The sequence below is a fragment of the Caballeronia fortuita genome, assembly GCF_001544835.2.
In the GTDB taxonomy this organism is placed as follows: Bacteria; Pseudomonadota; Gammaproteobacteria; order Burkholderiales; family Burkholderiaceae; genus Caballeronia; species Caballeronia fortuita.
Window position 1 is genome coordinate 1 of sequence record NZ_FCNX02000011.1, and the last position, 20,407, is coordinate 20,407.

20 protein-coding genes and 1 pseudogene are annotated in these 20,407 nt (G+C 60.7%); 12 read left to right on the plus strand and 9 right to left on the minus strand.

Annotated elements, in window-relative coordinates; translation table 11 throughout:
• Positions 1 to 122: 122 nt before the first annotated feature.
• Positions 123 to 680, plus strand: coding sequence for a hypothetical protein (locus tag AWB77_RS20960; protein ID WP_061136380.1), 558 nt, complete (start codon positions 123 to 125; stop codon positions 678 to 680).
• 18 nt (positions 681 to 698) lie between these two features.
• Here the strand turns inward: AWB77_RS20960 and AWB77_RS37470 are convergent, their stop codons facing one another.
• The 4 genes from AWB77_RS37470 to AWB77_RS20980 form a co-directional block, all read right to left on the minus strand.
• Positions 699 to 1,055 (minus strand): acyl-CoA dehydrogenase family protein, encoded by a 357-nt coding sequence (locus AWB77_RS37470; protein WP_074168919.1) that lies wholly within the window; start codon positions 1,053 to 1,055, stop codon positions 699 to 701.
• A complete protein-coding gene (locus AWB77_RS36435) occupies positions 1,003 to 1,227 on the minus strand; it encodes a hypothetical protein (protein ID WP_061136381.1) in 225 nt (74 codons plus the stop codon). The genes AWB77_RS37470 and AWB77_RS36435 overlap by 53 nt, the downstream gene beginning before the upstream one ends.
• Before the next feature lie 462 nt (positions 1,228 to 1,689).
• Positions 1,690 to 2,196 carry a YciE/YciF ferroxidase family protein gene (locus tag AWB77_RS20975; RefSeq protein ID WP_061136383.1) on the minus strand — a complete coding sequence of 169 codons (507 nt, stop codon included), beginning with the start codon at positions 2,194 to 2,196 and terminating at the stop codon, positions 1,690 to 1,692.
• 97 nt (positions 2,197 to 2,293) lie between these two features.
• Positions 2,294 to 3,166, minus strand: a complete 873-nt coding sequence (locus AWB77_RS20980; RefSeq protein ID WP_061136384.1) for a manganese catalase family protein — start codon at positions 3,164 to 3,166, stop codon at positions 2,294 to 2,296.
• 410 nt (positions 3,167 to 3,576) lie between these two features.
• On the opposite strand from AWB77_RS20980, the gene AWB77_RS35125 reads away from it, so the two are divergent.
• From AWB77_RS35125 to AWB77_RS21030, 10 genes and pseudogenes are all read left to right on the plus strand, one after another.
• A complete protein-coding gene (locus AWB77_RS35125; protein ID WP_061136385.1) occupies positions 3,577 to 3,783 on the plus strand; it encodes a DUF2934 domain-containing protein in 207 nt (68 codons plus the stop codon).
• Positions 3,784 to 4,786: 1,003 nt separating this feature from the next.
• Positions 4,787 to 5,158 (plus strand): response regulator, encoded by a 372-nt coding sequence (locus AWB77_RS20995; protein WP_167354163.1) that lies wholly within the window; start codon positions 4,787 to 4,789, stop codon positions 5,156 to 5,158.
• 635 nt (positions 5,159 to 5,793) lie between these two features.
• Positions 5,794 to 6,782, plus strand: a pseudogene (locus tag AWB77_RS21000) (diguanylate cyclase).
• 41 nt (positions 6,783 to 6,823) lie between these two features.
• Complete coding sequence (locus AWB77_RS37215) at positions 6,824 to 6,949, plus strand: hypothetical protein (protein WP_279616189.1); 126 nt, start codon at positions 6,824 to 6,826, stop codon at positions 6,947 to 6,949.
• A gap of 512 nt (positions 6,950 to 7,461) precedes the next feature.
• Complete coding sequence (locus AWB77_RS21005; protein WP_061136388.1) at positions 7,462 to 8,442, plus strand: chromate resistance protein ChrB domain-containing protein; 981 nt, start codon at positions 7,462 to 7,464, stop codon at positions 8,440 to 8,442.
• A complete protein-coding gene (locus AWB77_RS21010) occupies positions 8,439 to 9,623 on the plus strand; it encodes a chromate transporter (protein WP_061136389.1) in 1,185 nt (394 codons plus the stop codon). The genes AWB77_RS21005 and AWB77_RS21010 overlap by 4 nt, the downstream gene beginning before the upstream one ends.
• A gap of 136 nt (positions 9,624 to 9,759) precedes the next feature.
• Positions 9,760 to 10,182: a chromate resistance protein ChrB domain-containing protein gene (locus AWB77_RS21015; protein WP_061136390.1), complete on the plus strand. Its 423-nt coding sequence runs from the start codon at positions 9,760 to 9,762 to the stop codon at positions 10,180 to 10,182.
• A complete protein-coding gene (locus AWB77_RS21020) occupies positions 10,166 to 11,416 on the plus strand; it encodes an MFS transporter (protein WP_096031164.1) in 1,251 nt (416 codons plus the stop codon). The genes AWB77_RS21015 and AWB77_RS21020 overlap by 17 nt, the downstream gene beginning before the upstream one ends.
• Before the next feature lie 129 nt (positions 11,417 to 11,545).
• On the plus strand, positions 11,546 to 12,469 hold the full coding sequence (locus AWB77_RS21025) for a DUF1259 domain-containing protein (RefSeq protein ID WP_082852717.1): 924 nt from the start codon (positions 11,546 to 11,548) through the stop codon (positions 12,467 to 12,469).
• Between the two features lie 75 nt (positions 12,470 to 12,544).
• Complete coding sequence (locus AWB77_RS21030) at positions 12,545 to 13,594, plus strand: YncE family protein (RefSeq protein ID WP_061136392.1); 1,050 nt, start codon at positions 12,545 to 12,547, stop codon at positions 13,592 to 13,594.
• A 796-nt stretch (positions 13,595 to 14,390) separates the two neighbouring features.
• On the opposite strand, the gene AWB77_RS21035 is transcribed toward AWB77_RS21030, so the two are convergent.
• From AWB77_RS21035 to AWB77_RS21050, 5 genes are all read right to left on the minus strand, one after another.
• Positions 14,391 to 15,620, minus strand: coding sequence for a phosphatidylserine decarboxylase family protein (locus AWB77_RS21035; RefSeq protein WP_061136559.1), 1,230 nt, complete (start codon positions 15,618 to 15,620; stop codon positions 14,391 to 14,393).
• A 187-nt stretch (positions 15,621 to 15,807) separates the two neighbouring features.
• Complete coding sequence (locus AWB77_RS35905; protein ID WP_157694850.1) at positions 15,808 to 16,041, minus strand: hypothetical protein; 234 nt, start codon at positions 16,039 to 16,041, stop codon at positions 15,808 to 15,810.
• A 79-nt stretch (positions 16,042 to 16,120) separates the two neighbouring features.
• Entirely contained in the window at positions 16,121 to 18,115 is a 1,995-nt protein-coding gene (locus AWB77_RS21040; RefSeq protein ID WP_061136393.1) for a site-specific integrase, read from the minus strand.
• Positions 18,116 to 18,208: 93 nt separating this feature from the next.
• Complete coding sequence (locus AWB77_RS21045; protein WP_061136394.1) at positions 18,209 to 18,706, minus strand: RES family NAD+ phosphorylase; 498 nt, start codon at positions 18,704 to 18,706, stop codon at positions 18,209 to 18,211.
• A gap of 70 nt (positions 18,707 to 18,776) precedes the next feature.
• Entirely contained in the window at positions 18,777 to 19,205 is a 429-nt protein-coding gene (locus AWB77_RS21050) for an Xre family toxin-antitoxin system antitoxin (RefSeq protein ID WP_061136395.1), read from the minus strand.
• Between the two features lie 451 nt (positions 19,206 to 19,656).
• Between AWB77_RS21050 and AWB77_RS21055 the strand changes: the two genes are divergently transcribed.
• Complete coding sequence (locus AWB77_RS21055) at positions 19,657 to 20,400, plus strand: type IV toxin-antitoxin system AbiEi family antitoxin domain-containing protein (RefSeq protein WP_061136396.1); 744 nt, start codon at positions 19,657 to 19,659, stop codon at positions 20,398 to 20,400.
• Positions 20,401 to 20,407: the final 7 nt, after the last annotated feature.

A 20,407-nucleotide genomic window follows, 5' to 3' on the forward strand; every position in this document is an offset into this window, starting at 1 on the left:
CCGCTGTTCCGCTCCCTACTTTCGCATCCTGAAAAAGACGCGCCGCTAAGGCGAACTCTAAATGCCGTCGGACTGCGCCCAATGATTGCTTCACACGGAAAAACGTCAGCGGGTAACCGAACATGAACCAGGAAATTGCAGGCCAGTTCCTCCTCTACTGCGTTCTTCCACTGTGGCTCGCCGCTGGAACCGCGGATGCACTTTGCCACCGATGGTCCGATCTGCCGAACAACGCTGGCGTACGCGAGTCGCTAATGCATGTCGCGCAGCTCGCTGAGGGGGCCGGGCTCGTGCTATGTGCGCTATTTCTTACCATCAACGCGTTCGCGATCTGTACGATGGCCGCGCTCATCGTCGCTCACGAGTTCACCGTGTACTTCGACTTGAGATATGCGGGCGGACAGCGCGTCATCACGCCCGTCGAGCAGATGGTGCACAGCGTGCTCGAGATGGCGCCGATCATGGGTTTCGCGATTGTCTGCCTCTCTCATCCAGACGCGTTGGCCTCCGTGACTCACTCGAACGCAAGCTTTGCAATGGCACCGCATGAGCCGCCTCTTCCCCCGCTGCGCGTCGCGACGGTGCTCTTGCTTTGTCTGCTCTTCGGCGTTGCGCCCTACGCGATGGAACTTGCCTCCTGTATTCGCGCATCGCGCATGAAGTCGAAAGCGCGCCGCTGAGCTGCGACTCGCATGCGGTCACCGATGTCCTGACTTGCGCACAGCGGCGTCACGGCTCGCAGGCGAATTCATGCTGGTCAGCGTCGGTATTATGGGATCAGGACCGGGCCGCGCCTCTGCAATAGGCCGCTGATACTTCTCGTCGCAGTGGGCGCTGCTCTTGGCGCCGATCACCGCAGAGGCAACGCAATGCATGCCAAAGCACATCGACGTCGACGAGCACGCGGCACCCAGCGCTTCGGTAATAGTCACCAAGCCAAGTAGTCCCTCGCCGAGCCCGCCAAACATGGCCGGAACGCTCAAGCCTGTGAGTCCCGCCTGTCTAAGCGCGGACAATGATGCGCCGGGGCCAAGCCGCATTGCCATCAACGGCATGAGCCGCGGGGGCGATGATTTCTTCGCAAATCGCCTCAGCCTCGGCGCGCAGGTTTAAAAGCCGCGGAATATCAAACCTTCCCGCCAGCTCTTCCCAAACGGCCAGCATCGTCGAATAGCAGGCATTAATTTCCTCTATCGGCTCACCCCTAAATGGGATAACGTACTCCATTCAAAGATCCCTCTTACCGTGGCCCTTCCGGACGATGCCGTGGTTCCCTTGCGCACTCTCGTGCGGCGGCATCAAGCGTTCGCTGATGAACGACGAATTGCAACAGGACCGCTCGCTTGCGCAGCTGCATCAGACGGCTGCCCCTGCGCCGCCAAGGAATGCGCCGCGCCCGATGGCTTCGGATGCCGATCGGTACAGACGCTCATTCCGTTTCGGCTGACCGCGATGTATCCCATAGCACGTGAGCGTCGCCCGTGCAGCAGGCCACATAGTCCGATACACGATTCCCGAGGAAATCGTCCTCGACATGCGGGCGGTCACGGGTGCCGGAAGGGTCAACAGCGCGCAACGAACTGCGGCGTCATAGTAGTTGCAGTGGGTCTTGCGCTGACGATAATTTGGCCTGGGTCCGAAGGCGGTCCCGACGCGCCGCGTTCCGTTATGGACCGTGGCGCCCCTGCACTACTTGGTGCCTTGCTTGCCGGCCTGCTCTTCCGATACTTCCTGCTCTGCCAGCAGCGTCAACTTCTCGTCGGTCGCCTTTTCCTCTTTCAAGGTGTCGAGCAAGAGATTCATCGCATCGGTGTAGCAGAGCTTTTTCGCAAGTGCTGCCAAGGTCCCGTAGGTCGCGATCTCGTAGTGCTCGACCTTCTGCGCCGCTGCAATCAAAGCAGCGTCGAGAATGGGTCCCTTCTCTATCTCCTCGATCTGTTCCTGCCCTTCCTCGACGAGACCCTCCATTGCGACGCACTTGACGCGCTTGAGCTTAATCTCAGTGCGCTCAACCACCTGGTCGATTCGCTCGATCTGCCCCTGCGTCTCTTCGAGATGGAACTTGAACGCGGCAGCCAGATCAGGGTTTGTTGCGGCTCGCGAAAGTTTCGGAAGTGCCTTGGTCAGTTGCTTTTCGGCGCTGTAGACGTCCGACAGCGCATGCACGAATAAGTCATTTAGGGTTTTGGCAGCCATGAATAATTCTCCGGGTAGGTGCTGCAGGACGCGTTCGTGCAGATGGACGCGTCGATGAATGATTGCTTTCCAATTTTCAAACGATTCGCGCCTGGATTCATTGACCAGCCTGACCGGCGCCGAGGTCCGCTCCGGTCGTGGGATCGGCCGTGGGATCCGACGCGGTACGCGCAGCCATTGCCTGTAACGCCTCAACATCCTGCTTCGACACGCCCACGGTTGCGGTGCCGTCACCGCCATCGACGGCCGGTTGCGGGTCAGCGACGAATTCCCAGTCACCGCCCTCGTTCCACGGGCCGCGCAGGTCGTCTTCCTTCGACATGTTGAAATAGACGCTGGTGAACTGCGGATTGCCCGGCAGCTTGCCCTGCGGAAAATTCGGTTGAATCGAGTGCAAGGCTTTCTCGAAGGACTTTTGATGGGCGATTTCGCGCGTCATCAAAAAGCCCAGTGCGTCTTTGATGCCGGGATCGTCGGTGACATTCATAAGACGCTCGTAGACGATCTTTGCGCGTGCTTCGGCGGCAATGTTTGAGCGCAGGTCCGCCGTCGGTTCGCCGATCGTATCGATGTAAGCCGCGGTCCAGGGCACGCCCGCCGAATTGGTTAAAGCAGGACCACCACCATACAGGATCGCCGTAGTGTGTGAGTCGTTGCCATTGCCGGTGAGCGACCGGTACAGTTCGGCTTCTGATTGCACCGCTTCGGCAAGCTGGCCCTTCGCACCCTTGTTGAGCATGGCAACGATCGAGCCGATGACTTCGAGATGGCTCAATTCTTCGGTGGCAATATCGAACAGCAGATCCTTGCGGCCGGCATCATCCTCAGCGACTGCCTGAGTAAAGTAGCGGCATGCAGCGGCGAGCTCACCCTGTGGACCGCCAAACTGTTCCAGCAACAGGTTGGCAAGTCCAGGATTCGGTGCGGCGACGCGCACCGTGTATTGCAGGCGTTTATTATGAGCGAACATATCAACGACTCCTTGCTGGGGCGAGCGGCGTCCTGCGGCGGACGCGCGCACGCGGTTAGCGGTCAGGTTTTACACGCGGCGACCGGGAGCCGCGCAACGCTTTGTCTCCGCGGTTAAACGCTACGAATCTCAGCACGCTCTGATCGTGCTGGCCGATGCGGTCCGGGACGGACCGAAGAACAATGGGCCCCGAGGTACAGCAAGGGACGTTACGAGGGATGCGTCGTTGTCCGAGCAATGGCTGTGCCGCGGGTGCATCGAGCGGGGCATGGGCGGCTTGGTCACGCTTCCCCGCACGTTCTTCGCGCGGCACGAGCATTTTTGTCAGGAGACCGCGCACACCCCACTTTGCGCGTATTCTCAGGACACGCGTGTGTATCGCGTTTTCAACCGACCAACAGGAGAACGAGATGGATGCACCTGTTACAGAGGAGCAAGTACGTGCATTGGCATACCGCCTCTGGGAAGAAGCTGGCAGCCCGGAAGGCCGATCGGACGAATTTTGGGCCTTGGCCGCGGAACGCCTTGGGATCGAAGCGCAAGACGCCGATCCGAAGCTACAAAGCAATGCTAGCGACCGTACGGCAGCGTCTGCGCAGGTCACGGGTCGCGAGTGACCGACACGCGGTCCGTTGCCGCCCAACATAACCCGGCAATCGGCACCGGTGTAAGTGCTGCTTCGAGCCGTGCTGATGCATGGCTTCGAGCAGTTTGCGCATGGTTAGCGCGCTTCGCCTTCCCGAGGCTCCTCCTACCGGACGCTCTATCTTTACTCGCGCGGGCGGCTTCAAACCGCCGCATTTCCGCGTCGCGATCGGGTGCGCTTGCTGCTCGCCCACTGATCGGTTAGGTTGCGGGCGTGCTGGAGTCCGTCGAACAATTCGTGGGCAAGGATGGTGGCTCTCATTTCGAAAATTTACCGGACGTCGCCGCGCCACCGGTTCCGATCGCGAGCACGGCGGCGCCCCGGAGCGTCGGTGACGATTACCTTTTTGGGACGCTGCCGAGTGCCCGACGACGGCGGCTTGTCCGGCATTGAATTTGCCAGGCGCCGCTGCTCCTTCATTGCCGGAGGACGGCTACTGTTTCATCTTGCCGGTCTTTCCGCTCGCGCCTGTCCCCGATGCCGCATCCGGCGACATCCCTTTCTCGCGTTCCTGCATCAGCGTGGGGCTGCCTGCGCTGCTTGACCCGGGAGGGTCCCCTTGGCTGCCTGTCCCGTCGCGGGGGCGCCCTGCTGAGTCGCTGGCGACGGAGGAGTTTGGCTATTGCGCGGTCGCGCTTGCACTCATAGCGACCAGGAAAACGCTAAGCAGGGTTGGGATGCGGTTCATGGCTGTCTCCTTGTTGTGTCTGACAGCTTTGGAAGAGCATCCGTTGTGCCTCACAGAGGTCGCCCACGCTGGCCTCGGCGCCGTCGGGCATAACGGAATGCGCGACACGCGGCACATGGTTGCCCAAGGCGTATGCGAAACCCGTACGAACGAACGACAAAAGTGGGGGCATAACCGTTGCTGCATACGAAGCATGACACTTCTAACGACCGTCATGTTCTAGATGCCCGGATTGTGGACCGATCGTCTATTTGACCGCGTTTCGCCGCCGGTCGTTGTGTTCAACTTGGACGACGATATCGCCGGGGCGCAGGCGTTGTCCACGGTTCTTGTGATCGAGGCTTACCGCACGACCGTTGTGGACGGAGGACAGGCCGCCTTCGAGACGCCGGCGGCTTCAACACCTCACGTCGTAGTCCTCGATATCGAGATGCCTGAATGTGATGGTTACGCGGTGGCTGCGGCGATGCGCGGCTCAGGCCGATTCGGAAGCACGCCGATCATCGCCTATACCTCTCTTGCGGAGGCAGACGTGATGGAACGTGGCAAGCAGGCGCAGATTGATGCCTTTTGCCGGAAAGGCACGTCGATACGTCCGCTGCTCGATCTCATCGAGCATGTCGCCCCCATCATTCAAGGGTTGACCGGCGAAGGATGATCCGACGCGGTGCCCATTCGCGCGCTCAACGCTCTACGCGCTCAAGCGCTGCACGGCCATGCGCACTAGCCAGCCCAAAGCATCGAGGGTATAGGGCGTTGCGCGCACGGTGACGTCGTGCCGTGCGAGCGCGGCGCGCGTGCCTGCGATCCACTGCGGCCCGATCAACGGCCCTCGTGCTCGCGAAGCGTCGAAGTCACGGCCCCGATCCCGGCAGTGCACCCCAACGCTGCCGATTTTCCGACCGAGCTTGGCGCACCGGAGACGCGATTTTCCACTTTGACTATGAGCGATTCCGCATTCATGTGACGCCGCTCGGCTTCCGGGGGCCACTACGCGAACAAAAATTTACCGATGCGGCTCAGGCGAGCCAGATCCACGAGGAGATTTAATGGTTCGGTGAGACGAGTAAATACTCGAATCGCAAGACTGCGATGGAAGTGGGCGCGTCAGTGGGTAGTCGTCTGGATTAAAGATACCTGGATCTGAGCCGCGCGACGGGCGACAGACTTCCTCCCCGGGGATCGCTTGCGGCGCGCGCGAAACGAGTCGAAGTTGAACCAACAGCGAATAACACGCACGCGTGTGCGCGCCCCCTGGCGGGTGAACCGGCTCTGTCCGACCTGCTCGCGGCCATGCCGAATGCGCCGGCCTCCGCCGAGTTACCCGTGACGGTACTGCTGGTCGAGGACCAGGCGATCATCGCGGAAGCCCTGCGCCGCGCGCTTGCGCAAGCGTCCAATGTCGATCTGCACTACTACGCTGATCCGGAGGACGCACTGCGCACCGCGCAGGAAACACGGCCGACGGTGATCCTGCAGGACCTCGTGATGCCTGGCGTCGATGGCCTTACGCTCCCTGCACCAGTATTGCCAGCATCCGGCGACACGGGACACACCAATCATCGTACTCTCGACGAAGGAAGAGCCGCAAATCAAAAGTGCGGCCTTTGCGGCCGGCCCGAACGATTACGTTGTGAAGCTGCCGGATACGGTCGAGCTTGCCGCGCGCGTGCGCTATCACTCGCGCTACTATCAGAATCTAATGCAGCGCGATGAGGCGTATCGCGCGCTGCGTCAGTCACAGCAGCAGTTGCTCGAAATCAATCTGGAATTGCAGCGGCTGACGCACTCGGACGGGCTCACCGGCCCATCAAATCGGCGCCGGTTCGACGATTATTTGAACGCCGAATGGGACCGTTCGGCGCAGGAGCATACGGCCGTAGGCATGCTGATGATCGATGTCGACAACTTCAAGTCGTACAACGACACTTACGGCCACGTCTCTGGCGACGACGTGCTGAAGCTTGTCGCGCGTACGATCGAATCGAGTCTCATGCAAAGCACCGATCTCGCGGCGCGCTTTGGCGGCGAGGAGTTCGCCGTGGTTTCGCCGGCGACCTCGATGCACGCGCTACGTATGCTCGGCGAGAAAATTCGCATTGCGGTGCAGGCGCTCAACGTGCCGCACGCGGGAACGACGACCGGGCGCGTGACGATCAGCGTTGGCGGAGCGTCGGATGCGACCGTCGGCGAGGGTGGCCCCAAGCAGTTGCTTGAGGCAGCGGATCTGGCGCTGTATCGCGCTTAAGAGAGACGGACGCAACCGTGTGTGCGTGGCGTAATATCGAGCCGACGTTGCGGGCAGATGGCTGTCAGGCCTGCCATGGCCAAAGCCGCCCGGCTCGCGCAGATCTCCATCGACGGATTTGGTGGCATTGGCGATGCGCCGATCGGGCTGCTTCGTAAGCACGCCGATTATTTCCTACCCGTCATTTCTTGTCGTGCGTAATGTCGTTGCATGTCGTCCCATTGAACTATGTTCTAGCGAAACGGACACTGGTACTTCGGGCGCGCGCAAGCCATGCCGCGTAGCACGGCTATCCGATCCAGGCACGAGTTTAGGTATCCGTATGGAGTGTTACGGTGCCATACCGACTTTGTGCGCCTCGTCACCGACTTCAGGAACCTTGCTTTTCGCTCTGAGGTCGGCGACGGAGGGATTACATCAGTGTTTAGATCGTGAAAATAACTAAAGCGACCGGATGATCGATTCGGATGTAGGGTTTTGACGGGCTCCAACAGGGACAGAGCCGCATCGCTCTGGGCAGTCGGCAATTACATTTACCACGTTGGCGTTGCGACGCTCCTTACCCGCCGGACGCGCCGGACGCGCCAATCCATGTTGATCGAACCATTCGGCGACTTGCATGCCATTTGGCGAAAGCGTCGCGCCCGGCAGGTGCCGTCTAACGCCGGAAAAGCCACTTGTAGTGAGATTTACCGTAGTGTAGTTTACGCTACATGAACATACTCACTACCTGGTCCCTACTGGTCCTGACGCTGCCGACGGAGAACGCGACCGCCCGCATGCGGTTCTGGCGTGCATTGAAGGCGAAGGGGTGCGCCGTCCTGCGTGACGGGATCTACCTGCTGCCCCAGACAGAAGAGCGCGAGTTGATGCTGCGCGAACTTGCGGGGGCAATCGCCGACAGCGGTGGCACCGCGCACGTGCTGCGCGCACCGAGCCTTGACGCTGCGCAGGACGTGGAGTTCCGTGCGCTGTTCGACCGCAGTGAGGACTATATCGAGTTTATGAGCGCGCTGAAGGGTGCGCGCAAGACGATTTCGGGCCAGTCAGCGGCTGAGCTGACCAAGCTGCTTCGTCGTTTGCGCAAAGACTATGAGACCATCGTCGGGATCGACTACTTCCCGGGTGACGCCACAACCCGCGCCGAGGCGGCGTGGCAGGATTTCATCGGACTCGTTGACACGGTGCTTTCACCGGGCGAGCCCCATTTCGCCGATCGTCCAATCCGAAGCCTCTCAGTCGACGACTATCAGGGTCGCACGTGGGCCACGCGTCAGCGCATGTGGGTCGATCGCGTGGCCAGTGCCTGGCTGATTCGCCGCTTCATCGATCGCGACGCGAGTTTCATCTGGATAGCTTCGCCGAGCGCCTGCCCAAAACACGCACTCGGTTTTGATTTCGACGGTGCCGCCTTCTCCCATGTTGGCGAACTCGTGACGTTCGAGGTTTTGGCTGCGAGCTTCGGTCTCGACAAGGATCCGGCGCTGCTTCGGCTCGGTGAGATGGTCCATGTCCTTGACGTGGGCGGGGCTGCCGTTCCGGAAGCTGCCGGCTTTGAAGCCGTGATGGCGGGAGCCAGGGAGCGCGCGACCGACGACAATCAGCTGCTCGATGAAATGGGACGCGTACTGGATGCGCTCTACACACATTTTGCTTCGGCTGTGAAAAGCCGGGACGCCGGAGGCCGCGCATGAGCACCCCGACCGACGCATCACCGCGCTACACGCTCGCCCAGATGGTTCTCTATATGCTGCGTCTTGGCGCCTTAGGGTTCGGCGGGCCGGTGGCACTCGTCGGCTATATGCACCGCGATCTCGTCGAACAGCGCGGGTGGGTGAGCGAGTCGGACTACCGCGAGGGGCTGGCGCTCGCGCAAATGATGCCGGGACCGATGGCGGCTCAGCTCGGCATCTATATGGGCTACGTGCACTATCACATCATGGGCGCCACGCTCGCCGGTATCGCGTTCGTTCTGCCCTCATTCTTGATGGTGGTCGGTCTCGGGCGGGCCTATGCCCATTTCGGCGGGCTTTCGTGGATGCAGGCCGCCTTCTATGGTGTCGGTGCAGCGGTCGTCGGCATCATCGCGATGAGCGCGTACAAGCTCACAACAAAGACTGTCGGTCAGAACAAACTCTTGTGCGCGATTTACCTGACGCTCGCAATTGTCACGGTCGTCACCGAGTCCGAGATCGCGTGGCTTTTCATTGCAGGGGGCCTTGTCAACTGGTTCGTTGTGGCGCGGCCGAAATGGTTCAACAAGGGTGGATTGAATGCCGCCGCTGCGGCGCACTTGCCCGTCGCGAGCGGCGTGCTCAGCGGTCTTGACTGGCCGTTGCTTGGTCAGATCGGGCTGTTCTTCACGAAAGCGGGCGCGTTCGTCTTCGGCTCGGGACTGGCGATCGTGCCGTTCCTTTACGGCGGTGTGGTCACCGAGCATCACTGGCTCAACGACAAGCAGTTTGTCGATGCCGTAGCCGTCGCGATGATCACGCCCGGCCCCGTGGTTATTACCGTTGGCTTTATCGGCTACCTGGTCGCGGGCTTTGCGGGCGCGTGCGTGGCCGCGCTCGGCACTTTCTTGCCTTGCTATCTCTTCACCGTGTTGCCGGCACCGTACTTCAAAAAATACGGCAAGCTGCCCGCCGTTAAGGCGTTTGTCGACGGCATCACAGCCGCTGCGGTGGGCGCCATTACGGGCTCGGTAATTGTGATAGCACGCCGCTCGATCGTCGACTGGCCAACCGTGCTCCTCGCACTCGTGACCGCGCTCTTGCTGTGGCGTTTCAAGAAGCTGCAGGAGCCCGTCATTGTCTCGGCCGCTGCGCTTACTGGTCTTGTTGCCTACCCGCTCATTCGGTCGCACGCCATTTGACGCCCGCGGATGCGCCTTACGAGACAGCAGCCAGGGCAGCGCAGTTGGTGGGAGGGCCGGTCATCGATTCCACGGCGAGCTGAAGGGAAGAATGAGCTTGACCACCGGGCTTCAATCATCGAACAAGGAGTGGGTTATGAAATGGGTCACTCGCGAACGCCCGAAAGTCGACCGTATCGCCTGCCCTTGGCTCGTTCAACGTTTCATCGATCCCGAAGCGGAGTTCCTGTACGTTCTGCGAGACGACGTCCTGCGCACCGCGGCCATGATGGACGCCGTGCCCTATGACGTGCCCGACGTCGAACTGGGTCACCACGGCGAGCTTTGCAGCTTCGACGCCTTTCTCGACAAGTTTCAACTCTTCGATCCCGCGTTGCACAAGCTTGCGCGTATCGTTCGCGGCGCCGATACCGGGCGCCTCGACCTCGTGCCGGAAGCCGCAGGTCTGTACGCGATTTCCATCGGGTTATCGCGCACCTTTGCCGACGATCACGAACAACTGCGGTACGGCATGCTTGACGCGCTCTATGCGTGGTGCAAGGATGATGCGCATCCATAGATGCATGACGCACGGGTCGCGCGTGACGGCGTGGCTCCTCCCCGAAGGCGTGCAAGGCGGCGTCCCCATCCTTCTGATTGCGCGGGGGCTTCGTGGCCTGTGTGACGGCTTCATTGCGGTGCTGTTACCCGGCTATCTGCTGGCGCTCGGCTTCGGGCAACTCGCTGTCGGTCTGATCAGTACGGCAACGTTGTTTGGTTCGGCCTTCGCGACGATCCTGGTGGGCGTCCTCGGCAATCGATTTGCGGCGCGCGTCCTGTTCCGCTTTGCAGCAGTGCTGATGATGGCCACCGGTGTCGCATTTGCCGGCTTATCGTCGCTATGGCCATTGCTCGTCGTGGCGTTCGTCGGCACGCTGAATCCGAGTTCGGGCGATGTGAGCCTGTTTCTTCCGCTCGAACACGCGAGACTGGCCGAGTCCGCAACCGGTGACGCACGAACCGCGCTCTTTGCGCGCTATAGCCTTGTTGGCGCGCTATCGGCCGCGCTCGGCGCCCTTGCGGCTGGGGTACCGGAGTGGGTCGCTGCCCGCTCGGTTGTCTCACCTCTGATGGCGATGCGCATTATGTTCGTCGTCTACGCGGTGTCGGGAGCGGTTATCTGGATGCTCTACCGGCGCCTGCCGGTTCGACAATTCAGCATTGACACGCCGCGCATGCCGCTCGGACCATCGCGAGGCATTGTCACGCGCCTTGCGCTGCTGTTCAGCGTTGACGCCTTTGCCGGCGGACTTCTCGTCAATTCGCTGATGACCTTGTGGTTGATCCAGCGATTCGGGCTGTCGCTGGGCGCCGCCGGCCAGTTCTTTTTTTGGGCCGGGCTCCTAAGCGCGGGTTCACAACTTGCTGCAGCCCCCTTGTCACGCCGCATCGGCTTGCTCAACACCATGGTGTTCACGCATATCCCCTCCAGCGTCTGTCTCATCGTCGCAGCATTCTCTGCGTCGCTCACGCTGGCCCTGACGCTGCTTCTCATACGCAGCGCGCTGTCGCAAATGGATGTGCCCACGCGTAGCGCGTACGTCATGTCGGCTGTCACACCAGCGGAGCGCCCCGCTGCAGCGAGCTTTACCGCGGTCCCGCGAAGCCTGGCATCGGCGCTGGCACCCACCCTCTCAGGGGCACTTCTGGGGCTCGGGTGGCTCGGTGCCCCGCTTGTCGCCTGTGGCGCACTGAAGATCGCCTACGATCTTTCGCTGCTTTACCTTTTCCGTCACGTTAAACCGGATGGCTAAGCCTTTATCGAATTCGTGAGCGAAATGGATCTCATCAACGCACGGGGCAACGATGCCCAAACCTCCGCAGCTCCCAGAGCTAACGAGTCAGTGGACCGCTGCGCAAGCATGTCGAAGGAGGAATTTCAAATGTCATCGTTAAGGCGCCTCTCGCAGGCATTGGTCATCGCGATCGGTATGTGTGCGGCCGCAGGTCAGGCTCAAGCGCAACCCCAGGCGGAGGTAGACACCGCTCGCATTGAGCAGATCACCGGTTTGAAAGGCACCTATTCCGATAAGGAGGGCGTCTTCAAGGTTTCAAAGCCGCGCAATGACGTGAAAATCCAGGTCGACGGTTGGACCATGCCACCGTTCATGGGCCTCACCTCTTGGGCCGCGTTTATGGCGGACCAGCACGGTAGAAGCATGATGATGGGCGACACCGTGCTGTTCGAAGACGAGGTCAATCCGGCGATGAGTGCCGCACTTGATGCCGGCCTGGAAGTGACCGCACTTCACAACCACTTCTTTTTCGACCAGCCCAAGGTGTACTTCATGCATATCGGCGGCCACGGTGATGCAACCACGCTCGCCGAGGGCGTTAAAAAGGTCTACGACCGGATCGCACAGGTCCGCTCGGCGCACGCCGACCCTGAAAGTGCCTCACCCGGACCGATCGCTAGCCCGAACAGCATCAGTGCCGCGCCGCTCGAAGCAGTGTTCGGCGCGAAGGGCCAGACGAAGGACGGCATGTTCAAGGTGGTCGTCGGAAAAACGACCAGCATGCACGGCATTAACGTCGGCAACGAAATGGGCGTCAACACGTGGGCGGCCTTCGCTGGTAACGATGATGAAGCTGTCGTTGACGGCGATTTCGCGATGCGCGAAGGGGAACTTCAGACCGTGCTCAAGAGCATGCGCGCGTCGGGTCTCAATATCGTGGCAATCCACCAGCATATGACGGGCGAAACGCCGCGCATCCTGTTCCTGCATTACTGGGGTAAAGGCAAGGCCGTCGATCTGGCGAAGGGAGTCAAGGCGGCCCTGGATGCGCAGAGCGCAAGCGCCCGATAGCGCTGCAGCGATGTGCAGGCCACGCCACCGACACGCAAACGCTCAGCGGTGGCGACATGCAGTGGGAGGTTTCATATGAAAGCGTTGCAACGCTGGCGCTATCGCCGGCCGGTCCTGGCGGTCCTCGTCCTTCTCGTCTTGCCCGCGGTTGGTGTCGGTCTGCGCGAAGTGGTCCCGCACGCTGCTGCCGCGGACCAGGAGATCTACCGCCTGCCACTGACGCATATTGCCGATATCCCATTGCCGGGCCGTGCGAGTCGTCTGGACTACGAAAGCTACGATCCTGAGCGCCATCTCCTGTTCATCGCCCACCTCGGCGACGGGGAGGTGATTGTCGTTGATGTGAACGCTGCCCGAGTGGTCGCACGGATTCCCAGGGTTTCATCGGTTCATGGCGTACTCGCGATTCCCGAAATGTCGCGTGTATATGCGTCGGCGACCGGAACGGACGAAATCGTTGCCATCGATGAAGCAACACTCAAAATAGTCGCGCGCATGCCCGGGGGCCACTACCCGGACGGGATGGCTTATGCACCCGAGGTGCACAAGCTCTACGCGTCGGACGAGACCGGTCGTACTGAGACAGTCGTAGATGTTCAGAGCAATCAACGTGTCGCGACCCTTGCGCTCGGTGGCGACGTTGGCAATACACAGTACGATTCGCGGTCGCATCATATCTTCGTCAACGTCCAGTCGCGCAACGAGCTGGTCGAAATCGACCCGACGGTCGACAGGATCGTGGCCCGCCATGCGCTTCAGGGAGCCGAGCAGAATCATGGACTGTTGATCGATTCGCAAGATCAGCTAGCCTTTGTTGCCTGCCAGGGCAACCACAAGCTGCTTGTGTTCGATATGGGAACTCGCCGCGTTGTGCAGTCGTTCGACATCGGTAAAGACCCAGACGTCCTCGCATTTGACGCTGCACAAGGCAGACTCTATGTGGCTGGGGAAGTGGGCATTGTCTCTGTCTTCAGCGTGCAAGGCTCGAAGGTCGCCAAAATCGGTGAGGGGCTGCTCGGACCAAACGCGCATGTGGTGGCCATTGACCCCGCCACCCACCATGCGTATTTCCCGCTGAAGAACGTTGACGGGCGTCCCGTGCTACGCGTCATGGCGCCGTTGTGATGGTCTTTTCGGATCCGATAGACCGGGCGTCGCTGCCTTGTGTCAGGTCGTCAGATCAGGAGGTTGAACCATGAAAACGCTCACATTCCTCTCACTCCTTGCTGGAGTTCTCGCCGCTACACCGGCCCTGGCAGCAGCGCCACACGAAAGAGACGGTATGTTGGTCGACGACCAAGGCATGACCTTGTACATATTTGGGGAAAGGGGATGCCGGATGCGAAATCGTGCGAAGGCGACTGCGCGAGAAACTTTCCGCCCGCGCTCGCAGCGCCGGGCGATAAGCCATCCGGCGCGCTGACGTTGCTACCTACTCCCAATGGTGAGCACCAGTGGGCTTTCCAGGGCAAGCCCCTGTATCGCGGCCTGATGGACAAAGCCCGGAGATCGCTTATCGAGGCGGCGATCAGTATTACAGTAACTGAAACATACGTCGTCGCTCCGTTTCTCCAGCGACGAATGCCATCGAAGCTCTCGTCATGTTCACGCTGCGTTCATCCACGTTGACGGATCGGTCGCACATTGCGTGAAGATGGTGGACTACCAACCGACCATTGCGGCGGCGTAGTTCTGGCGATTCCCCAGAAGATCAGACCGCGCCGCGTCCCACGGAGGATCGCGGCGCGCGCTTCGGCTAGCTACTTACCTTCCTCCCGGCTTGCTCTTCGGACACTTCTTGTCCAGCTAACAACGTCAACTTTTAGTCTGTTGCCTTCTCTTCCTTCAGGGTCTCACGAAGGAGTTGTATCGCGTGATCCTTTCCGAGGAACGCCACATCGAAAACCAGCGATCTAATTCGTCACCGTGCCGTACACAGGTGCGAATTGACCTTCATAGGTGCCGCCTTGTCGTCGAAGGGCGGCTGCGGCACAAACTTGGTAATAGCGCCAGGCTTGAAAATTAAGCAGTGCGTGGAACCGCCGTACTGGAAGTAGCCAAGTTCGTCGCCCTTGCGCACACGCTGCCCCGGCAATGCTTCGATCACGCATGACGAGACTTCTGCCATTCCAACGAAAATGCATGCTACCTCACCGATGTCGGAGTCGTCGCATTCGATGACGATAACGGCACGTGCCGCGACGGCGGTAATGTAGCCTTGCGAGTCGTTCAGGCTACTGGGATCCTCCCCTTCTGCATCGGCGTCGGAATAATAGGTGCCGTCAACCAGATACGCCTTCGTCACGGTCCCGTTCACTGGCGCGTGCCAGCGATGGTAGAAAAACGCACTCAGAAAGGCTTGATACACCGTCCCGCCAACAAATCGGCGCGCGAGATCGGACTCCTTCGCCGTGAACATCTCAAGTAACGAGTAGGGCTGTGACTTGATCCAAAACGAGTCCTGCAGGCTAACGTCCTTTTGGATGTAGTACGGTGTGGCTTCACACGCGCTCACGATCACCTTCTCGTTATCCGGCTGCGCAACGGGCCGGGCATCAGGCATGAATTCGCGCGTGAAAAAATGGTTCCAAGAGGCGAAGCCCCAGTAAGGTTTGTTCGGGTCGCACAGAAACTGCGATAAGCCGATCTTCTGATCCGCTTCCCGACTGAACCAGCCATCGGGTGCTGCTGTGTTCAAATGCGTGCGCGAGTGCGGCCCACTCAAAAACCCAGACCAAACAGTCAGAAGCTGTTTGAGATGTGCGTTGAAGGCAGGATCGCGAAAAAGTGCGTAGCCGGAGGGCATCACCATCGGCCAGTCAAGTAATGCGTTGACCGGGCAATGAATCAAGCTCGACTCGCTGAATGGCGGGGCATAGGTCAGCATTGCATCGAGCAGGACAAGCAACTCCTCAATGTTCGCATAGCCAAGTCTGAAGCCGGCATCTCGTGCTTGCGCAATCGCACGAGCGAGATCCATTCGGACGATTGGATCCTGGTAAATGAAAGCGGCGAGATCTTCAACTACGCCGGTTCTCTGCGCTTGGCGACTGCGCTCGTGAGCGTAACGCGCGAATTCTTCCCGGAATCGCGCGATATCGTCCTCGTCCTTCGGTAGCCATTGGCCGAGCCGGCGTCGAGTGTCATTCATGATTCGCCCCCGTTGAGTTTGCTGATCCGCGCAGGTAACTTTGACGCCCGGTAAAGTCTGCCCCTTGAGCTGGAAACAGCGACGCGGTCTCTTCGCAAGATACAGGCCTTGTCTCGCATTCTCGGCCTTCACTCGTCAGAGCGCGCGAATCTTGCCTTACGAGCCAAGCCCCTCCCGAACGCGGGAATTAGTCCGCATCGCCGAAAGTTTGCCCAACCAGCGACTGATGTTCAATCGTCTTGACGATGACGCGGCACATCAATGACACGTCGCCGCTATCCTTGCCATTCGCAATGGCAACAGCTTCGCTCATTGTCAAGGTGGCGATCAATGCATCTCGATGTTGTCCATCGCTGACTGTGAAATGAAACTCCATTTCGCCATTAGGCGTGGAAAGTACATCGGTGATAGTGGCAGGCACGTTCGCTCCTTTTTATCGTTAGCGTTAGCGAACGCCGAGAAAGAGCCCGAACGGCTCATCTGCGTCGCTCTGAGGTCGATCACGTTTCGTCATCGGCGTAGTATCGCGCGGCCGCCTCGAGCATCCGTCGCCGCTCTGCCCGTACATAAATCGACGTGGTCTGCAACGAGGCGTGGCCGAGGATCGCCTGGACGACATCGGTCGGCATCTCGCGTGCAACGGCCCGTGTCCCAAATGTATGTCGAAAAGCATGCGCCGATGTATTGGCCAGTTGTACGAGGTCGTCCGTGCTGAAGTTGGCTAACGCAGCGGTCTGCGCGCTCAAGCGTTGCACCGCCATGCGCACGAGCCGGCCCAGTGAATCGACCGTGTAAGGAGCGTCCTGCGCACTGGCGTCATGCCGCTCGAGCGCGGCGTGCGTGGCCGGAATCCACTGGGGCGCGATCAGCGGCCCGTGCGCCCGCGGGGCGTCGAAATCGCGGTCCCGGTCGTTCCAGTGCGCTCGCAGGGCGGCGATTGTCGCGCCGCTCACCGGCACCGTGCGCTGTTTGCGGCGCTTGCCAACGATCGTGAGCGTGCATACCGCAAACTTGCTGCGGCCGGGTTCGGTCGAGTGCGGTGGTGTCGCTCGCGGCGTCGTTGGCGTGGTCGTTGGCGGCGGCGCTTGCGGGGCTGAACCCGACGATGTGTTGCGCGACGCACGCCTTTCCTCGGTCGTCTCGGCGAGGCACAGATCTTCGCGACGCGCGAACGCAGCTTCCGCCCGCCGCAGTCCAGAATCGCCCATCAGCAAAATCGCGGCTCGCGCGGCGCGCCACTGCCGGGCCTCGTCGTCGGCTTCGGGCTCTACAGTACCGAAACCGTCACAACGCGCATCGAGCGCCTTGCGCACCTGAGACCAGAGTTTGGCCGGCAGCGCCCGGTGCACCTGCACCGCCGACTCACGTGTGACAGTGGCCGGTTCGTGCACCGCGCTCCACGGATTGCCGGCGAGATACCGGACGTCGACCAGCCATGCGAAGGCAGCCCGCAGCACCCGCACCGCATACGCCTGACTGTCGGCCGACAGCCCCTCCGGCGCGAACGGGCGCCAGCGGCCGCTCGTGCGGGGTCGCTTGGGTCCCGTGAACGACGGCAGCGGCGCCTGCAAAAAATCCTTGTACGCCTCGCAGTCCTCGACAGTGAGCGACGACAGCGCTTTGCGTCGCACCACCACGCACCACAGGATCAGCCGCTCAAGTTCGCGCGTGTAGGCCCGCAAGGTCGTCGGCCGATCGCGATAGCGGTGCAGATACGCGTGCACGGCCGAGAGGTCGTTCTCTGCCCGGATGAACGCAAAGCTGGTCGCTCGATTGAGGCCCGTCGCGCCCGACAACTCGGCAGGCACGGCGAGGTGCTCGAAGGGCGCCAGGCGCGGTTCGCTTGGATCGCCACCGATCACGACGACCGCATCGCTGCCCTGCACTTCCCCCTTCGCACCGCCCGTTTTTGCCGGCACCAAGGATGCGATGTCCACGTCGGCGGCAACGCTCACGCCGAGCGTCGCTTCATGCCGCCGCAGCCATGCGACGAGGGTCCGGGCGCGCAAGGCGCCGATGCGCGGCACCGATCGCCACCAGCTGCCGCCGCGCGCATTGCAGTAGTCGATCAGCGCGCCAAGCGTGCCGATGCCCTCGCCGTTCAGGCGCTGCGCGATCAACGGCCGGAACCACAGGTGCACTGGATGTTTTACAAGTGGGACAGCCGCCGCCAGGGTAGATGCCTGCTCGACCATGCGCAAGGTAACGGCAGTGAGTTTCGCGCTGCCGTGCTGTTTGATTGACGCCTTCAGGTGATCGGCAAGTACCGACGAGCCGTGCAGCAGCGCGAGGTGAACCAGGTCATCGCGCATCGTGCCCAAAAACCGCTCCATCGCGTCGGCACTGGCCGCATGCGGCGAGCGCTCCGGATCGTAATAGAGCCGCGCGATGGTCGCCGCCGGCAGGCGCTGCACGAAGGCGCGCAGCGCGGTGAAGTCGGTGCGCGTGTAGGTGCGCGGCGGCGGTAACGTGAGCTGTTGCGGTTGATTGGCCATCGTGACGCGTCCTTCTAGATATCAGCGAGATCGAACGAATCCGGTGCTTCCAGCGCGCCCGCCGGTGAGCGTCTTCCGCGAAGCACAGTCAGCTTATGCAGGAGGCATATCCCGTCCGCCCATGAACAGCCGCTGATCCCCGAGTTCGTTCCATCGCACCGGTTGCGGCGCAGAAGCGACCAGGCGTGCGGCATCTGGATGCGATGGATTGACCACGGCATTGCATTCCGCCCGGGCCACCACCGACGGCACCACCAGCACGGCCGACCTCGCCTTCTCGAGCCACTGGTCGCCAAAGCGACGCGCGATCTGCGAATCCGGCGCATCCGGCGCATCCCAGCCGGCCGGCAAGTCCTCGACGGTCAAGCGCTCGATCGGCACATTCTCGGGCACCGCCACCTCGACCCACACGTGATGCTTGGGCACTTTGCCGATCCGCGCGTGCACCAGCACCTCGAGCATCGCCCCTGCGAAATTCAGCGCGCCGTAGATGACCGGACGCCCGGGACTGTTGAAGCGCCCGCCGACCAGCATCGCGCCGGTGCCGCTCCAGACCGGATGGCGGCTGTCGGCAATCCGGAAAATCCGCATCAGGCCCGCACCTCAACCGGGGTGTCAACCTCCGCTTCCGCCCCATCCTCGACGCCATTTAGATCGAGCGTCATGCGGGCAACCCGTAGAACAGTTTCCACAGCAGCTCTTCCACCCGTCGCGCGCCGAGCTCAGTCAACGCGACGTCTACCGGCGTGCGCCCCTCGAGCAGCGGATGCGCGGTGTTCAGAAATTCCCGCGCATCGCCCTCGTCGTCCCACACATAGCGGGCGGTCGCGACGATGCGTGCGAGTCGTTCGGTCTTTTCCGACTCGTCCGGACTCAATTTGTCGCGGCGCCGTTTGAAGGTGGCTTCCGGCACGATGCGCGCGAGCAGCGCGCGGCGTTCTTCGGCACTGCGCGTCGCGTGGGCGACACCCTCTTTAAGCGCCGACTTCGGCAGGCCCTCGCGTACCTGCGCATCGAGTTCGGCCACCGAGTGCGGCACGTGCGGCAGCGCCATCACGGCGGCGATCTCTTCGGGCGAGACAAGCAGCATGGCAAATCTCCGGCGCTCCATTTGAACCATAATTATAGATCAAATGATGCCATGACCTCCTCCGATGAACCCCAGATGGGAATATCCGCCATTTTACCCATTAAACCATTCACTGCTAATAACAATTAGCAGCTAACGTCGTCGTACATAATCTGAATACATCTATCTCCTGCAAAAATTCTGTCGCAACTTTACATAGATAGGATTATCGATCTAATAAAGTAGATAAAACAGACCGGATGGGTCGATGCATGCTTTATTGGCGATAAATACAAAGTTTGCGATAATTCGTAGACAGAAATCATGCAGTACCTGCGTGGAGCATTTAGCACCTCAAAGACAACACGACGAGCTCAGAATTCGGGCCGGGTCGAATTTTTCGCATGATTTTTGTTTGTTAACTACAAAAATAGCAGGGTTACGTAGAGAAAATCATGCAATGGAGTGAGCGATGGCAAGCAAGACACTACAGCGCTTGATGGACGTCGCCCCGCGTGGGCAGCCGCTTGATCCGCGACTGCTGAGGGAAAGCGGCATCAGCGCCCAGCAGACTACATACTTCGTGAAAGCAGGATGGCTGCAACGGCTGTCTAAAGGTGCCTACCTGCTCGTCGGCGACACGCCGACGCAGAACGGGATCCTGGCGTACCTGAGCAGACGCATACCTAGCCTTCACGTGGGCGGAAAAACCGCGCTGGACTGGCAAGGCGTGCGCCACAATCTGAGCTTTCGAGACCGCATCGTCCTATGGGCTGACCAACCTCATGCGATGCCGGAGTGGATCGAGGAATACATGCCTTATACATTCCAGACCACGCGCCTGTTCGACGCCGATATGCCTGCGGATTTATCACTTTCGGCACTCCCTAACCGTGATCCCTCGGTGCTTGTCTCCGAACCTGAGCGTGCTTTGTTGGAACTTGCCAGCGATATCGGCAAACGCCGCGCCAAAGGTCAGCCTTTGGAGGAAGCGATAAACCTCGTGTCTTCACTTCGCAATCTTCGCCCAAAGGTCCTCGATACCCTTCTTTCACATTGCACGCGCGTGAAGGTCGTCAAGCTCGTGCGCGATCTCGGCCAGGCGAGCGGCTTTGCGTGGGGTCACGATCTGCAACGACATGTCGACCGGCTCGGTCCCGGTCGGCGATGGACCAGCAGTCGGAAGGATGCCCCGAAATTCACCTTGAAAGCTTGATCGTCCG

Bases quoted from the DNA above. Each gene is read 5' to 3' on its own strand.
- AWB77_RS21010 (WP_061136389.1), top strand. From the start codon at position 8,439: ATGAGCACCCCGACCGACGCATCACCGCGCTACACGCTCGCCCAGATG.
- AWB77_RS37215 (WP_279616189.1), top strand. From the start codon at position 6,824: ATGGCCAAAGCCGCCCGGCTCGCGCAGATCTCCATCGACGGATTTGGT.
- AWB77_RS21020 (WP_096031164.1), top strand. From the start codon at position 10,166: ATGATGCGCATCCATAGATGCATGACGCACGGGTCGCGCGTGACGGCG.
- AWB77_RS20960 (WP_061136380.1), top strand. From the start codon at position 123: ATGAACCAGGAAATTGCAGGCCAGTTCCTCCTCTACTGCGTTCTTCCA.
- AWB77_RS36435 (WP_061136381.1), bottom strand. From the start codon at position 1,227: ATGGAGTACGTTATCCCATTTAGGGGTGAGCCGATAGAGGAAATTAAT.
- AWB77_RS20975 (WP_061136383.1), bottom strand. From the start codon at position 2,196: ATGGCTGCCAAAACCCTAAATGACTTATTCGTGCATGCGCTGTCGGAC.
- AWB77_RS21030 (WP_061136392.1), top strand. From the start codon at position 12,545: ATGAAAGCGTTGCAACGCTGGCGCTATCGCCGGCCGGTCCTGGCGGTC.
- AWB77_RS21045 (WP_061136394.1), bottom strand. From the start codon at position 18,706: ATGCGGATTTTCCGGATTGCCGACAGCCGCCATCCGGTCTGGAGCGGC.
- AWB77_RS21005 (WP_061136388.1), top strand. From the start codon at position 7,462: ATGAACATACTCACTACCTGGTCCCTACTGGTCCTGACGCTGCCGACG.
- AWB77_RS20980 (WP_061136384.1), bottom strand. From the start codon at position 3,166: ATGTTCGCTCATAATAAACGCCTGCAATACACGGTGCGCGTCGCCGCA.
- AWB77_RS21040 (WP_061136393.1), bottom strand. From the start codon at position 18,115: ATGGCCAATCAACCGCAACAGCTCACGTTACCGCCGCCGCGCACCTAC.
- AWB77_RS37470 (WP_074168919.1), bottom strand. From the start codon at position 1,055: ATGCCGTTGATGGCAATGCGGCTTGGCCCCGGCGCATCATTGTCCGCG.
- AWB77_RS21025 (WP_082852717.1), top strand. From the start codon at position 11,546: ATGTCATCGTTAAGGCGCCTCTCGCAGGCATTGGTCATCGCGATCGGT.
- AWB77_RS21035 (WP_061136559.1), bottom strand. From the start codon at position 15,620: ATGAATGACACTCGACGCCGGCTCGGCCAATGGCTACCGAAGGACGAG.
- AWB77_RS35125 (WP_061136385.1), top strand. From the start codon at position 3,577: ATGGATGCACCTGTTACAGAGGAGCAAGTACGTGCATTGGCATACCGC.
- AWB77_RS21055 (WP_061136396.1), top strand. From the start codon at position 19,657: ATGGCAAGCAAGACACTACAGCGCTTGATGGACGTCGCCCCGCGTGGG.
- AWB77_RS21015 (WP_061136390.1), top strand. From the start codon at position 9,760: ATGAAATGGGTCACTCGCGAACGCCCGAAAGTCGACCGTATCGCCTGC.
- AWB77_RS21050 (WP_061136395.1), bottom strand. From the start codon at position 19,205: ATGCTGCTTGTCTCGCCCGAAGAGATCGCCGCCGTGATGGCGCTGCCG.